The organism is Methylocystis heyeri, assembly GCF_004802635.2.
GTDB classification, from domain to species: domain Bacteria; phylum Pseudomonadota; class Alphaproteobacteria; order Rhizobiales; family Beijerinckiaceae; genus Methylocystis; species Methylocystis heyeri.
This window is the reverse complement of sequence record NZ_CP046052.1, coordinates 3,135,391-3,150,959: the sequence shown is the minus strand read 5'-3', so window position 1 is coordinate 3,150,959 and position 15,569 is coordinate 3,135,391. Positions and strand designations below refer to the sequence as shown.

6 protein-coding genes are annotated in these 15,569 nt (G+C 67.6%); 3 read left to right on the top strand and 3 right to left on the bottom strand.

The genetic code is table 11. The features are described from left to right. Window positions 1-79: 79 nt before the first annotated feature. Complete coding sequence (locus H2LOC_RS14305; protein ID WP_136497660.1) at window positions 80-646, bottom strand: HdeD family acid-resistance protein; 567 nt, start codon at window positions 644-646, stop codon at window positions 80-82. Window positions 647-788: 142 nt separating this feature from the next. Beyond that, window positions 789-1,280, bottom strand: a complete 492-nt coding sequence (locus tag H2LOC_RS14300; protein ID WP_246206840.1) for a hypothetical protein — start codon at window positions 1,278-1,280, stop codon at window positions 789-791. Between the two features lie 365 nt (window positions 1,281-1,645). Here H2LOC_RS14300 and H2LOC_RS14295 point away from each other — a divergent pair, with 365 nt between their 5' ends. The 3 genes from H2LOC_RS14295 (at window position 1,646) to H2LOC_RS14285 (ending at window position 14,951) form a co-directional block, all read left to right on the top strand. Further along, entirely contained in the window at window positions 1,646-6,757 is a 5,112-nt protein-coding gene (locus H2LOC_RS14295) for a hypothetical protein (protein ID WP_136497658.1), read from the top strand. 23 nt (window positions 6,758-6,780) lie between these two features. Continuing rightward, complete coding sequence (locus H2LOC_RS14290; RefSeq protein ID WP_484502534.1) at window positions 6,781-12,618, top strand: alpha-2-macroglobulin; 5,838 nt, start codon at window positions 6,781-6,783, stop codon at window positions 12,616-12,618. 104 nt (window positions 12,619-12,722) lie between these two features. Further along, window positions 12,723-14,951 (top strand): transglycosylase domain-containing protein, encoded by a 2,229-nt coding sequence (locus tag H2LOC_RS14285; RefSeq protein WP_154331673.1) that lies wholly within the window; start codon window positions 12,723-12,725, stop codon window positions 14,949-14,951. Here H2LOC_RS14285 and H2LOC_RS14280 read toward each other — a convergent pair whose 3' ends face one another. Further along, the gene (locus H2LOC_RS14280) at window positions 14,952-15,164 is read right to left on the bottom strand and encodes a hypothetical protein (protein ID WP_136497656.1); all 213 of its coding nucleotides are present in this window, start codon (window positions 15,162-15,164) and stop codon (window positions 14,952-14,954) included. It lies immediately after the preceding gene. Window positions 15,165-15,569: the final 405 nt, after the last annotated feature.

The window sequence follows — 15,569 nt, the reverse complement described above, 5'->3', positions numbered from 1 at the left end:
ACGGCCGCCCGAAGCGCGGCGGCCGTTTTGTCGGTTCATCGCGATCGTCCTGCGAAGACGACGGCGGCGGTTCGCCGGTTCATTCCGAAATCGCCCGAAGCTGCAATCCGAGTGCGACGATCGCGGCGCCCTTGAGGATCAGATCGACCCCGATGAACAGTCCGATCGCCCACACTCCGGACAGCGGCCAGCCCGCGAGCAGCATTCCTCCGAGCAGCGCGCTGACGAGGCCCTGGAGCGCATAGGCCCATTGCCCCTCGATATGGGCGGAAAGCGCGAAGCCGATCGATAGGACGCCTGTCGTGACGAGATAGAACCCGATCACCAGCGTCATCGCTTCGGCGCTGATGGCCGGGCGCGTGACGAGGATGAGCCCGACCACCGCCAGCATGGCCGCCCACAGCACGTGAATGAAGAAATCGGTCCAGTAGCCGGCGAGCAGAATGGCGAAGAGCAGCACCGCGAGGGCGCTCACGAGCAGCAGCGCCCCCAGAAAACTCACATAGATCAGGGTCGCCGCCCGAGCGCGCCAGAGGCACGCGAAACCGAGCGCGGCCACGATCAGCCCGAGCGCGATCGGCCATCCCCAATGAACCGCCAGCACGTCAGGCGCTTCCGCGACGAAAATTTCGAAATGCCTTTGCATATGGCCCCCTCTATAAACGCGTCCGGCTCGCAGCGAGCCTATCGCGTAAACGTCCGGCGACGCTTTCGGTTGCGGCGGCGCGACCAAAAGACGCGGCCTCGCTCTGACGCGCGCGGGCCGGAGGCCGAATGGAGAGGGCGTTCTATTCCCGGCTCATCCTTCGAGCTATTTCGCTGCGCAGCCATTTCCACGCTTCGATCACGCGCGGCTTCGCCCAGAGATAAAAGGCCTTTCCCCATTTCCAGGCCTGGCGCCCGGCGGTTTTGGCGAGTTCGACCGCCCGGTCGAACCAGGGCAATAGAGGGCTGTCGGGCGGAATCTTCGCCCGCGCCCAGGCCACCCGATCGTTGACGATCTGAGAGGCGGCGCGCCCCAATTGGCCCCACGGGTCATCGACCGGCGCATGTTGCACGACATCGCGATAATGAGCGAATTCGGCGGCGATCTTGACGCGCGTGCGGCGTTCTTCCTCGAGCTCGGCCGCGAGGGCGTTGGCGCGCGCGGTCTCCTGTTGCGTCCGATGCTCGCACTCTTCCGCCTTCCTGGCGTTATGCTCCGCAACCAGCATGGCGTCGTCGATTTCCCGGGTGGCCTCGTTCACCTGAAGAGCCATCGCCTCAAATTGGGAAACCACTTTGTCGCGCTGCTCGGTCACATCGCGCAAAAGCGCGATCAGCTGGTCGCGCCCCAGTTGCTGGCGATCGATATCGACGCCCGGTCCGGGAATGGGATCTTCCGACAGCGTCCCCTCCTATTGAAATTCCATGTTTAATTTCGGCGTCGCGGCGTCCCGGCGAAAGAACCGCGGCTGCGGCGATAACGGTTAGGTAATGCGGTCGAGCTTGTCGTCCAGCACAACGCGCGAGCGGCGCCGATTTTTGAGAAGGAAAACCGCTCGGATCCGACGAATAGAGCTTTCATCGCGCCGATTTCAGATTAAGCTTGCCCCGGGCGCGGGACGCAAACCGCTCTTTTTATTTGGCGACTTTGGGGGGCTCGATGCGCCGTCCTGTTTTTAGCGCCTGTGCGGCGGCGATTGCGTTTTTTTCCTTTTCCGGCGCGCTGGGCGCGGCCCGCGACCAGGCCGCGAAACCTCCGGCCGGGACAGCCGCGCCGAAAGCGGTCGACATTGCGCCGCGCGAATTGGCCGGCGGGCAGGACGGCGACAGTCTGATCTCCATTCCCACTCCCGGCCGTTATTCGATCCGCGCCAAAAACGCGTCCGGCGCGCGCATCGAGCTCGTCGACATGATCGCCGGCCCGCTCGACTCCTCGGATTCGGACGGCGTCCGCGACAGCCGCATCGACGCGCTGCTGGACAAGGGCGTCTACAAGCTGCGCGTCAAAGCGCGGAAAAACGCCTCGGGAAAAACCGCGCTTTCCGCGCTGCCCTTCGTCGAAGCCGAGCCGGGCGCCCCGACTCTGGCCGCCGGCAAGGTTTTGAGCGGCGAGCTCGGCGACCTCCAGCGGCGCTCCTATGCGCTCGAGACCGCCGCAGAGGGCCCCGTAGCGATCGAAGCGATCGGCCGCGCCCTGCAGGATCTGCGGGTCTGGAACGCCGAAGGCGAGCTGGTCGACCTCGCTTTCGAGCGTGCGGCCGCAGAGACGAGGCCCGGTCGCTTCATGACCAGGCTGCGGCTTCAGGGCGCGCTGGCGCCGGGGCGCTATGTCGTCACCGCCTATGGAGGCGAGCCGCTGACCTGGGGCGACGGCGCCAAAGCCCAGCCTTTCCTGATCCGGCTCGATACTCCGGCCTTGCTCGCCGCGGGAGCGGCGCAAGGCGTGATCGACGCTTTCGGGATCGCGCGTTTCGAGGCGCCGGCGAGCTATGATTCCTTCCGGCTCGATCTGCCGCAGCAGGCGTCGGCCGCGATCGAGGCGAGGCGGGGCGCTTCGCGGCAAATGGCGGCGATCGACAAGAAAAGCCGTCAACCCGCGGTCGTTCTGCGCCTCGGCGGGGACGGCAAGACCGCCGCGCAGCTGGAAGTGACGGGCTATGAAGGCCAGGCCTTCGCGCTCAGCGCCCTGCGCCAATCGAATTACGAAACTTTCCGCGGCGCGGGACCGCATCTGGTCTTCCTCGACCTCGCCGGCGAAGGCGGCGACGAGGCGCCGGCGACCGCTTTGTTCGCCCGCCTCGACACCGACGGCAAGGCCCGCGTCATCGCTTCGGACGCGCCCCGCATCGGCGCGGGCGCCCCCTGGCGCGGCAAGTTCAATCTGTTCGGGCCGACTTCGATCCTTTTCGAGGCGGCGCAGGACGGGCCTGTCGCGATCGAGGCCAAAGGCGTCGCGCTCGACGCCGCCATCGAACCCGCGCTCGGCCAGCTCGCCCCCACGGCCGACGGCAAGGATAAGACCCGTTATGATCTTCAGGCCGGCTTCTACTTTCTGAAACTCACGCCCAAGGAAGGCGCCGCGGGCGTCGTCGACGTGCAGCTCGGCCCGCCGGGCCTCGGCGCGCCGCCGCCCGCCCCAGCTCCGGCCCGCGCGCAAATATCCTTCGGCGCCCAAAACCTCGAAGGGGACGGCGCCTATCTGATCCTCGCCAATGTCGCGCCGCAATTGCTGACGGGCCCCCGCGTGGTCGCGCTGCCGGCGGAACTCGCCAAAGCCCCGCTCGCCCTGCGGCAGGACGCGGGGCGGGAGATCGCTTTGCCGGTGCGAATCCCGCAGAAAGGCCGCATCGTCGCGCGCGACGACGGGAACGCCGTGATCGGGACGACGCTCCTCGACGAAAAAATTGAAGCCGAGCAGCGTCTTGCGACCTTGAAGATCGCGGCCCCGACGGCCTCCCGCGCCATCGGCCTCGTTTTCGTTCCAGAGGCCGCGCCGGAGGAAAAAAACGAAGCGGAGACGACGCAGAAGGGCAAGCCGCTCGCTTTCGCGGTCGGGCGTCCAGCCTTTTTCGATCTCGCGCGGGACGAGACCCGGCGAGCGCGGTTCGAGGTCGCGCAGGGCGGGCTTTATCGGGTGGAGACTCTGGGCCGCATGAAGACGGCGCTGCGGATCGGGGCCGTGGTCTCGCCCAATCTCGGACAAGGCGACGCCAACGGCCCCGGCGCCAACGGCCTCGTAACCACCTTCCTGCGGGCCGGCGCCTACCGCGCGGCGGTGACGGCGGAGGAGTCGGCCGGCCATCTCGGCCTCAGCGTTGCGCCGGCGGCCCTCGCGGCGGCGGCGAAGATCGTCGATGAAGGCGTGGCGCGCGCGACGCTGCGGCCCGGCGAGGGCGCGGCGATACCATTCGACATCACGCGGGCAGGCGAATACCGGCTCGATCTTCTCGGCCTCGCGCATGATTGGCGCGCCCGTCTCGAAGACGCGGAAGGCTGGCCTCTCGCCGCGCCGGGAACGCTGAAGACCCTCACGCAGCATTTCGACCCCGGCGCCTATCGTCTCGTCGTCAGCCCGGAAGATGTCGAGGGGCGGGTGGTGGCGCGGCTCGCGCCGGTCCCGGCGCCGCCGGCGCTCGAGGGTCATGGGCCTCACGCCCTTCCTTTCGAGGCGGCGCAAAAGCTGCAATGGCGCGAACCGCAGGGAAAAGACGCCCCCCGCGCGCCCGATGTCTGGCGTTTCGCGCTCCACGGCGACGCCGACGTCGAGCTGTCGATCGGCGAAGGCATGATCGGCGAGATTTTCAAAGGCGACGAAAGCGTCGGCAGGACCGCCGGGGACCGGCCTTTCAAGGGCAAGCTCGGCGCCGGGGATTACCGGGTCGAAGCGCGCAGTCTCGCCCATGACGACCGGCTCGATTATGAGATTTCCCTGTCTTCCAAACAATTGCAGCCGGGCGCCACGCGCCGCGTCGACCTCCCGGCGCAGCTCGAATTTTCGCTTGCTGCGGACGGGATCGTCGATATTTCCGGCTTCGGCGACATCGAGACCATCGGCGTCCTGAAGACCGCGTCGGGCGAAGCGGTCGAGCGCCTGGAGCCCCGACCCGACGACTGGAACCTCGCGCTGTCGCGGCGTCTCCCCGCCGGAGCCTATCGGCTCGAGCTGGAGGAGCTCGGCGCAGGCCTGGGATCGTCCGCGCAGGAGGAGGCGAGCAGCGAAGAATCCTCGGATCAGTCCGAGGCGCAGGACGGCGAAGGCGCCGACGGCGAGACCGAGCCCTCCGGCGTCGAAATCCGCCTCGCTCTGCCCGCCGAAAAAGACGAAGGCGCGCTGGAGGCGAAGGGCGGAACGCGCCTTTCCGGCGCGAGCGCCCATGCGCTGCGTCTCGCCCCGACGCCCGAAGGATCGCTTGCGCTGGTCGCCGCGCGCTCGGAGGCCGACGTGGCGCTCGCGGTGGAGCGCCGCGAGGGCGACGCGTGGCGCTTGATCGGCATGGACCGCGGACGCGCTCCGGCGGTCGCCTGGCCCGCCGGCAGGGACAAAGCCGAGCTCCGCGTGCTGCTGTGGCCGCTGGGGGACGCCCAGGCGCAAATCGACGTCGTGGCCCGCGTCGTCGAAGGGCGCGGACGGGCCCCCGGCGAGGTCGCTATGGAGCCGGTCGAAGGAACCTCCCTTTGCGCAGCCAAGGTCGCGACCCCCGACGCAGCGCTGGTCACGGCCGCCTTCGCCGGCAAATTCGCGGCCGGCTCGACGCCGGGCGAAGCGCTGCGCTGGCGGGAGAGAGGGCCGCTGGCGCCGCAATCCCAGTCGCTGTGGCTGGTCGCGCGCGGCGACTGCAAGGCGCCTCTCCGGATCGACGCCTTCGCCTGGCGCGGCGAGGAAGTCGCGCTCGATCTTCAGGAAGGCGAGCGCGTACGACTGCCGGCGCTGGCTCCCCCGAAGAATAAAACCCGGCTCTGGCTGGCGCGGTCTTCCCTAGCGCAGCCCGCGCTGGACGCCGGCGCGGGGATGGGCGTCGCAAAGGGCGCGGCGCTGGCCTTTGCCGCCGGCAAGGAGCCGCTGCTCTGGAACGCCGACCCTGGCGCGTCCATGCGCGCGGCCTTGCGCGCCATCGATCTCGATACGCGCGAGCCCGTCTCCGCCGGCGCGCTCTATGCGGGCGTCATCCCGCCGATGAGCGTGCAGCCGGTCGATCTCGAAAAATCGCAAACAGCGCTCGCCCTCGATCTCGGCCCCGGCCTCGCCGCTTTCGCCGGCGGGACCGGCGTCTTCGGCGACGGCGCGGCTGTCTCGCGCGTGGCGGCGGGCGCGGACCGGGTCTGGCTCGCCAATCTTTCCGCCGAGCCGGCGCCGGCGCGCATCGCCCGCGCCACCGGCGAAACGACCAAGCTCGCGCCGGGCGCTCTGCTGCGCCGCTTTTTCCCGGCGGCCGGCGAACGCGCGCTCTTGCTGGAGGCCAAGCCCGGCGATCGTCTCGTGGTCCTGGGCGCGGAGGCGACTTTCGTTTCGCAGAGCGGGCGCATCGCGCGCGGGCGCGACATTGCGCTCGACGGACCCGGGGAGGCCGTGCTCGCCTTTTCTCCCGGACTTGTCGTCGCCTGGATCGAACGTGACGGCAAGACGCCCTGGCCGCAAGCGCAGACGGTCGCGCTGACGCCGCCCCAGCGGGTCAGGCTGGAAGGCGCCGCCATGCGCTTTTCCGTCAAGCTCGACACGCCCGCGCTCATCAGCGCCACCGGCGGCGCGCCCGCTCTTGCGGCGCTCACCCAGAATGGCAGGCGCGAGACTTTCGCCTTCGCGTCGGGCGTGGACCTGCATCATTATGCCGCCGCGGGCGAGACGACGCTCGAAATCGCCGCCGCCCATGACGGCGGGGCGCTTTCGGGGACGCTCGAAATCTCGGCTCAGCCGGCGATCGAGGCGCATGAGGGCGTCAACGATCCGGTCGCCGTTTCGCCGGGCTCGAGCGCCCTCTTCACCTTCGTGACCAAACGGGACGGGGACATCGGCGTCGGCCTGCGCGCCGAGCCCGACCGCATCTTCGCGCGGTTGCTCGACGCCGAGGGCAAAACCGTCGCCGAAGGGGTGGCGATGATGAAAAAGCTCCCGCCGGGACGCTGGTTCCTGGAGGCCCGCGCTCCCTCCGACGCCGGCGCGACCACGATCCGCGCGGCGATCCTCGGCCTGTCGCCCCCTCCGGCCGCGCCTCCGGACGAGGTGGTGGCGGCGCTTCTCGAAAAAGCCGGCATGAAAAAAGGCGGCAGGAAATGACCCAGAAACCGACGGGCTCCGCGATGAGAAAGATCCTGCTGCTCGCCTTCTGCGCGGCGCTCGGCTTCGCGCAACCCTTGCGGGCCGAAACGCCGCCGGTGTTCGACCGCGTTCAGCGCTCCGACGGCGCCAGACTCGCTCCCGACAGATTCTTGCGCGGCTATGACCCGCTGACGATCTTCTTTTCTTCCGACGCCGGCCCCAAGGCGGGCGGCCCGGAGGACGCGCCCGACAAATTCGCGACGATTACGCCGCCGCCGCCGGGCGAATGGCGCTGGCTCGGGCCGCGCGCCCTGCAATTCCGGCCGGCCGAACCCTGGACGCCGCTCGCCCGCTACAGCGTGAAATCGGGCGGCGCCGAAACCAGGCTCGTCGCCCTGTTGCCGACGCCTGTCTCGACGCAGCCCACGGCCGACGCCGATCCGCCGGCCGAGCTGACGCAGATCGCTCTCGTCTTCGCGCAGCCGGTCGACGCCGCCTCCCTGGCGCGGCTGCTGACGATCGAGCTGCGGCCCTCTCCCGGGGTTTCGCCGCAGGGGGGACAGCTCCTCAGTCCTTCAGCCTACGACATCCGCCCGCTCGAGCGCGCCGAACGCGACAAGCAGCAAAGCTATGTCCTGCGTTTCCACGAACCCGTCGCCGATGGACGGGTCGCCGTCCTGCGCCTCAAGCTCTCGGACGAGCCGGGGCTCGACGACGAGACCTATGAATTGCGCTTGCGCACGGCGCCGCCCTTCGCCGTGACCGAGGCGACTTGCGGCCGCGGCTGGAGCGACGACAAAAATCCGGATGTGCTGCGCTGCGCCGCCAACGCGCCCGAGCCTGTTTCCCGCGGCGAGGACGAAGACAGCGCCGTAAAAGCGCCAGATTATGCCCCTGCGGCGAGAAGGCGGATCACGCTGAGCTTTTCGGCGCCGCCGGAAGAACTCGACATCCAGCGCGCGCGCAACGCCCTGCGCTTCACGCCGCCGGTAGACGATCTCGCGGTCGAAGCCGATCGCGCGCATCTGAAGATCAGCGGAAGATTTCTCTCCGACAAGGTCTATGAGCTCGCTTTGGCGCCCGGCGCGCTGCATGACGAGCGCGGCCGCGCGCTCGGTCCCGCTTTCGTCCAGCGTTTCGCCTTTACGCGCGACGTGCCGGCGATCCAATGGGACGCCGGATATGGCGTAGTCGAACGCTTCGGCCCTCAGCTCCTGCCCTTGCGCGGGCGCGGCTACGACCATGCCGACATTCGCATCCACGCGATAGATCCGCTGGCGCGCGACTTCTGGCCCTTCCCGGCGCAGGGCGTGGAGACGCAGGACGATCAGGCGCCGCCTTTGCCGGGCGCCGAGCCCAAGCGATGGTCGGAGAGCGGCAATATCGAAGCCGAGGCAATCAAGGAGAGGATCAAGACCCTGGGCTCGCCCGCCGTCTCGCGGCTGGCCGATCTGCCGATCCGCCGCAATGGCGGCGACGCCAAATTCGGGCTCGATCTGCGCGAGGATTTCGCGCGCATCGCCGGGCGGGATCAGCCGGGGGCCTATCTCGTCGGCCTGCGCGCCGTGGACAAGGACGTGCGCCGCTGGATTCGCGTGCAGGTCACCGACCTGACCCTTTCCGCCGTCGAGGAGCCGACGCGGGTGCGCTTCGCCGTCACCTCGCTCAGCGCGGCGCAGCCGGTCGGCGGCGCCCAGATCCGCATCGAGGGCGTGAAGGACGACAAATTCGTTTCGCTCGCGAGCGGCATCACCGACGATTCAGGGTTCTTCTCATGGAGCCCCGGCGCCCGCGGCGCAGGCGAGCTGCGGCGGGTGGTCGTCAGCAAGGGTCTCGACGTCCTCGTCATCGATCCCGACAGCGCGCCGTCCGAATACGCCAAGGAAAACTGGTCCAGGCCGGAGTCGCCCTGGCTCTCCTGGACCGGCGAGGCCGATGCGCCGCGGGCGGAAAAGCCGCGGACGCTGTGCCATCTGTTTTCGGAGCGGCCGATCTACCGTCCCGAAGAGGCCGCTCATATCAAGGGCTTCGTGCGGATCTACCGCGGCGGCTCCCTGAGCCTTCCCAAGAAAGGCGGAACCCTCGTCGTCTCGGGTCCGAGCAATCAGGAATGGCGGATTCCGGTGAAGCTCGATTCGAGCGGCGGCTTCTATCACAAATTCGACGCGCAGACCCCGGCGACGGGCGATTACGCCGTGCGTTTCGAGCCCGACGCGCCGAAAGCCAAGCCCAAAGCCAAAGACGCCAAAACGGAAGAAAGCGAAAAGCCTTCCGACGACGAAGAGACCGCGGACGCCGGGCCCGACCAGGACATTTCCTGCGGACGTTTCTCCTTCAAGAAGGAAGCCTATCGCCTGCCGACCTTCGAGGTCGTGCTCAACGCGCCTCAGACGGCGGCTCTGGACGGAACTTTCGACGTCGATCTGCTCGCGAGATATTTTGCCGGCGGCCTCGCCGCGGACCGTCCGGTGAAATGGCGCGCCGCGCAATTTCCCCATATTTTCACGCCGCCCAATCGCGAGGGGTTTTTGTTCTCGACCGACGCCCGTTTCTCGGGCGAAGGCAAGTTCAAATCCAGCGCCGTGCTGGAGCGCGACCAGCGCACCGACGCGGGCGGCGCCGCGCGCATGACCTTCGACGCGACGATCGAACCGACCGCCCAGCCGCGCAGATATTCGATCGAGGCGACGGTGACGGGCGACGACGGCATAGAAGTCCGCAATGTGCAGAACGTCATTGCGTTGCCTCCCTTCGTGCTCGGGGTCAAGACGCCGCGCTATGTCGAGCGGCCCGGCGTCGTGACGCCGGAGCTGATCGCGGTCAACGGCAAGGGCGAGGCCGTCGAAGGCCTGGAGATGACCTTGCGCTTCATGCGCCGCAATTGGATATCCACTCTGCAGGCCAGCGATTTCGCGCTGGGAGCCGCCAAATATGTCACACAGGCGCAGGACGACATCATCTTCGAGCGGAAAATCGCGAGCGCCAAAGAGGCGCAGAAGATCGAGCTCCAGGCCAAAGAGGCCGGCGTCTATATCGTGCAGCTCGAAGCCTATGACCGCCTGAAGCGCCGCCAGCAGGTGAGCGTCGATTTCTTCGTCGGCGGCGATACGCCCGTCACTTTCTCGCGCCCGCCGGCGGCCTCGGCCACGGTGACTTCCGACAAGGATAGATATGCTCCCGGCGAAGTCGCGACGCTGATCGTTCAATCGCCGTTCCAGACTGCGCGCGCGCTCGCCATCATCGAGCAGCCGAACGGACTCTATGATTACAGCTTCGTCGACATCGCCAACGGCTTCGGCCGTTTGGCGGTTCCGCTGAAGAAGGAGCAGACGCCGAAGCTCGCGGTGCATTTCCTGATCATGCGCGGAAGGCTCAAGGACAGTCCGCCCCAGCCCGCAGCCAATTTCGACCAGGGCAAGCCCGTCACCATCGCCGCCACCAAATGGATCGAGGTGACGCCGGTGAAAAACATCGTCAACGTCAAGCTGGAGCATCCCTCCCAGGCGCGTCCGGGCGACGAGGTGGAGGTGACGCTGCGGCTTTCCGACGACGCCGGAAAACCCCTCGCCGGGGAAGCGACCTTCTGGATGGTGGATCAGGCGGTGCTGTCGCTCGCAAAAGAGCGCCCGCTCGATCCGCTGCCGGATTTCATCGTCGCGCGCGAGACCAAGATGGCGGCGCGAGACACCCGCAACATGGCTTTCGGAGTGATCCCGCTGGAGGAGATCGCCGGTGGCGACGGCGATCTGCAGGAATGGGGCGCGGAGAACAACATCTCCGTGCGCAAGAATTTCACGCCCGTTCCGATCTATCTGCCGAGCGTGAAGGTCGGGGCCGATGGCGCGGCGAAGATAAAGGTCCGGCTGCCCGATACGCTGACCGTTTTCAAGCTGCGGGCCAAGGCGGTGAGCGGGCCGGATCGCTTCGGCGCCGCGGGCGGTGAAATGTTCATCCGCCAGGCGCTGGTGGCGCAGCCCGCCCTGCCGCGCTTCGCCCGCGCGGGGGATTCATTCGATGTCGGTCTCGTCGCGCGCATCGTCGAAGGGCCGGGGGGCTCGGGCAAGGCGGCGATCGCGGCGAATGGGCTGAAGCTGCAGGGCGAGGCGAGCCGCAAAATAGAATGGGCGCAGAACAAGCCCGTGCGCGTCGATCTTCGCGCCGAGGTTCCACAAGATGCGCAACAGGAAGCCAAGCTTCGCTTCCGCATCGAGCGCGACGCCGACCACGCTAAGGACGCGGTCGAGGTCGACCTGGCCGTAAAGCCGGATCGCGAGCCCACCCGCCGCTACGAGATCGTCGAAATCGCGCCCGGCGAAACCAAAACGGTCGCGGCCCTCGGCGAGGCGGCGCGGCCCGGGACATTGTCGCGAACGGCCGTCGTCGCCGCCGATCCGGCGCTGGTCAAATTGATCGCGGGGCTCAACGCCCTGGTCGCTTATCCTTATGGCTGCACCGAGCAGCGCCTGTCGCTGGCGCGCGCGGGACTGGCGTTGAAAAGCTTCGCCCCCATTCTCGCCGCCGCCGGACTGGAGGATCGTCTTTCCGCCAATGTCAAATCGACGGCGCAACAGATCGATCAGGCGGTCGACCACGACGGCCTCGTCGCCTTCTGGCCGCGCGCGCGCGGAAACGTGTCGCTCACCGCCTGGTCCTACGCTTTTCTCACCGAGGCCGACCGCGCGGGCGAGCCGGTCGATAAAACGCTGATGGACCGGCTGGCGAATATTCTCAAACTTTCGCTGCGCTCAGACTATCCCCGGCTGCTCGACGGCCAGGAGATGCGCGAGCGCGCCGAGGCGCTGGCGGCGCTCGCGGAAGGCGGCCGGCTCGACGATTCCTACGTGGCGGAATTCGTGCGGCGGGCCGATTTCCTCCCCAATGCCAGCGTCGCGCAGCTTGCCGCTGCGGCGGCGTCTCTGCCGAAAGTCGATCCGCGCGTCGTCTCTTCGCTCGCCGAGACCATGTGGGGCCGGGTGAAATTCGCGATGCGCAACGGCGCGCAGGTCTACGTCGGCCAGGCGGCCGACTCCGGGGCGCCGATCATTCTGCCTTCCGAGACCCGCAGCCTCGCGGAAATCCTGCGCGCAGCGGCGCTCGCCGCGCCTTCCGATCCGCGCGCCGCCGTTTTGCGCGAGGCCCTGCTGCGGCTCGGCGAGGGCGACGGCTGGGGCGAGACCCGTGCGGACAGCGCCGCCATCACGGCGCTGGCGCAATACTGGCGGCGGCCTGCGAACCCGATCAAAGTGACCTTCGCCTCGGGAGAGGCGTCGAAGGAGGCGATCATCGAGGCCAACCAGCCGGTCGCGCGTCATGTCGACGCCAGCGCCGCGCCGCTCGCCATCGCCAACAGCTCCAATGCGCCGCTGATCGCCCTGATCGAAACCAGCTATGTTCCGCAGCAGCCCGGCGCGCTGGCGGAGCCGGTTTCGGAAGGGTTTGCGATCACGCGGGGGAGCTGGCGCATCAAGAGCGGGGCCGCTCCCGAAAAACTCGAAGCGCAGAACGCCGCAATCCGAGCGTCGGTCGGCGACGTGATCGAGGAAATCGCCGAGGTCGTCAATCCGCAGGATCGCACCCATGTCGCGATTTCTCTGCCGCTCGCCGCGGGCTACGAACCGCTCAACCCCAATATTGCGACGGCACCGGCCGAGGCGCAGCCCTCCAGCGCGCCGACTCTTGCGCCGACCTGGGTCAGCTTCGGCGACGACCGGGTGTTCTACGCCTATGACTTCCTGCCGAAGGGAACCTATCGTTTCGCCTTTAGGCTGAAAGCCCAGACCGCAGGGGTCTATACCGAGCCCCCGGCGCTGGTCGAGACCATGTACCGAAAAGGCGTGCGCGGATCGAGCGCCGGCGCGCGCATCGAAATCTCGAAATAGAGGGTTTTCGAGCGAAGTGGATGCCGGTTCGCGTGAAGAAAACACGATCAAACAAGGAAGCGTGGAGAATTTCCGGTTCAATTCCAACTGGAGTTCCTCCAGCCATGCGCAGGGCGCTGGCCGCGTTCGGACTTGTTTCGCTTGCCGCCATAATCGGCGGCGGCGCCTTTCTGGCGTGGGACGCGCTTTCCCGGGCCGCTCTCGCCGCGCCTCGCGCGACTGAAATCGTCTATGACCGCAATGGCGCTTTCATCACCCAGATCGCGCACGGGCGACGCGAGAACGGCGAGGTCGATTACGGTTTCTGGCCGCTGCAGGCGATCCCCGAGCGGGTCATGCGCGCGACGCTGGCTCTTGAAGATCGCCGCTTCTACGCCCATCCCGGCGTCGACTGGCGCGCCGTGCTGCGCGCCGTCTGGACCAACGCTACGCGGCGCAGCCGGTTGGAGGGCGCCTCCAGCATCGCCATGCAGGTCGCCCGCATGCAGGCGCCGGGGCCGCGAAGCTTTGCGAACAAGATCCGGGAAGCGTCGACGGGCCTCGCCATTCTCGCACACAACGGCCATGACGCCACGCTGAAACATTATTTGCGCATCGCGCCCTACGGCAATGGCAGCCACGGCGTCGCCCATGCCGCGCGTTTTTATTTCGACAAGCCGCTCGACGATCTCTCATGGGCGCAGGCCGCCTTGCTGGCGGCGATTCCGAAAGCCCCGGGGCGCATGAACATCGCGCGGCAGGAAGGCTTGAGGCTCGCTGCGTCGCGCGCGCGCCGCGCCATCGAAAGACTGGCGAAGGAGGGCGCGCTCGACGAAGCGCAGGCGACGCTCGCCTTTCGCGAACTCGCCGCGATGCGGCCGCCGACGCTCAAGCGCCGCCCGGACATGCTGCACCTCGCGCTGCGCTATGAACATCTGGTGCGCGAAGGGCGTCTGCGCGCGGCTTCTTCTTTCGAGCCGCGCATCAATGCGACGATAGATCTCGGCGTCGAGGAACATGTCGCGCAGCTCGCGCGGCGTTATCTCGCGCTCTTTCGCGGCGCCGGAGCAAGACAGGCGGCGGTGATGGTCGCCGAACGCGGCGCAAACGCCGTCATCGCCGACGTCGGCTCGGTCGGCTACGATGACCCGCAGGCCGGCGCCTTCGATTTCACCCGGATCGCGCGTTCTCCGGGATCGACGCTGAAGCCCTTCATCTATGCGCTGGCTTTCGAACGCGGCGCCTTGAAGGCGACCGATCTTCTCGACGACGTTCCGGAAGGCGCCTCCGGCGTAAACAACGCGGACGGGCAGTTCCTCGGGCCGCTGACGCCGCGCCAGGCGCTCGCCAATTCGCGCAATGTGCCCGCCACCAATCTGCTGCGCCGCACCGGGCTGGAGGCCAATTTCGAATTTCTGCACGAGCTCGGCCTGCATAATCTCGAAACGCCGGCGGATAGTTTCGGCGTGTCGATGGCGATCGGCGCGTTGCCGACGCGGCTCGAGGATCTCATGCGGGCCTATGCGATGCTCGCAGACGACGGCGTGATGCGCGATCTTTCCTTTGCGCGCGAGCAAGTCTCGCATGCGCCGCGGCGACTGCTGTCGCAGGACAGCGCAAGGCTGATCACGTCGTTCCTGTCCGACCCGCAGGCGCGGTTGCCCTCCTTTCCGCGCTACGGGCCGCTCGAATATCCTTTCGCCGTCGCAGTGAAGACGGGCACGTCGCAGAACTATCGCGACGCCTGGACGCTGGCCTTTTCGCAACGTTTCATCGTCGGGGTGTGGATGGGCCGCGGCGACGCCGGCGGCATGCGCGGCGTCGGCGGCGCGGCTTCCGCCGCACGCCTCGCCCATGCGGTTCTGGGCCATTTGCACGGCGCCAAGCCCGGCGAAATCACGCAGGAGAGTTTCGCGCCGCCGCCGGGACGGGTTTCGGTCGAGCTCTGCCAGAGCGACGCCGGCGTGCTGTGCGCGCAAACGCTGCGCGAATGGGCGACGCCGCAGGAACTCGGGCGGCAAAGCTCAGCGATCGGCGGCGAGGCGGCGTTGGTCCCGCAGCGCCCGGCCGCCGCAGCAACCCGCGCGATATCGCTCGACATCGCGACGCCCGAGCACAATATGCATGTCTGGCGCAATCCCGAGCAGCCGGCGCGGCTCAACAAGCTGGCGTTGAAACTCCAGGCCGGCGCGCCCGATGTCGAGATCCTGTGGATGGTCGACGGAGAGCCTTTCGCGCTGGCGAGAAGCGACGAGACCGTATTCTGGCCCATGAAGACCGGCGCTCATCGCATAGAGGCGCGTCTTTCTCTCGCGCCTGTGGCGTCGAAGCCGATCACCGTGACGATAGATTGATCAATAATCGCCGCTGCCGACCAGCGGATGTATCCCGCCGGCGCTGCTCCTGCTGCGGCGGGAGGAATGCGACCTGGCCGGAGCGCGTTTGGCGATCGGGGAAATGAATGCCGCCCGCGATGCGGAAACCGACGTCGAAGCGACGCTCGGCAGGGCCTGAGCTGTGGGCGCGCCGATCGCAAAAACAACGACCGCAGCAAGAATATAGCGCATTGGCGTCCCCCTTCGCAGCTCTATGCTTTGCTCAAATTTGTAAACGCAAACCGTGGAAACGCCGATCGCGCGCCTGCCTCGCCTCGCGGATGTCGAATGATTCCATAGGATCGAAAGTCGCGCCAGCATCAATTTCAAACGTGGAAAACAAGCGGACCCGTCGAGCGTTTTCGAGCGCATGGAGCCATCCGTCCGATAAGCAGCCGCTCGAGATCACCGAAGTGCGCTTTGCAAGAACAGACCGTCCTGCGGCGGCCTGTTCCTCATGCGTCGTTGAAATGAATCAATAGCCGTGCCGGCGACTGACCCGGCGCGAAGTCCGCCGCGCAGATCTGTGCGCGACGCCGGCGCGAGTCACGGTTTTAACGACGAGCCCGTCGGAAGCGACGAGTTCCGTAGCGGATC

Coding starts and splice junctions, on each gene's coding strand:
- H2LOC_RS14305 (WP_136497660.1), bottom strand. CDS start 646: ATGCAAAGGCATTTCGAAATTTTCGTCGCGGAAGCGCCTGACGTGCTG.
- H2LOC_RS14295 (WP_136497658.1), top strand. CDS start 1,646: ATGCGCCGTCCTGTTTTTAGCGCCTGTGCGGCGGCGATTGCGTTTTTT.
- H2LOC_RS14290 (WP_484502534.1), top strand. CDS start 6,781: ATGAGAAAGATCCTGCTGCTCGCCTTCTGCGCGGCGCTCGGCTTCGCG.
- H2LOC_RS14285 (WP_154331673.1), top strand. CDS start 12,723: ATGCGCAGGGCGCTGGCCGCGTTCGGACTTGTTTCGCTTGCCGCCATA.
- H2LOC_RS14280 (WP_136497656.1), bottom strand. CDS start 15,164: ATGCGCTATATTCTTGCTGCGGTCGTTGTTTTTGCGATCGGCGCGCCC.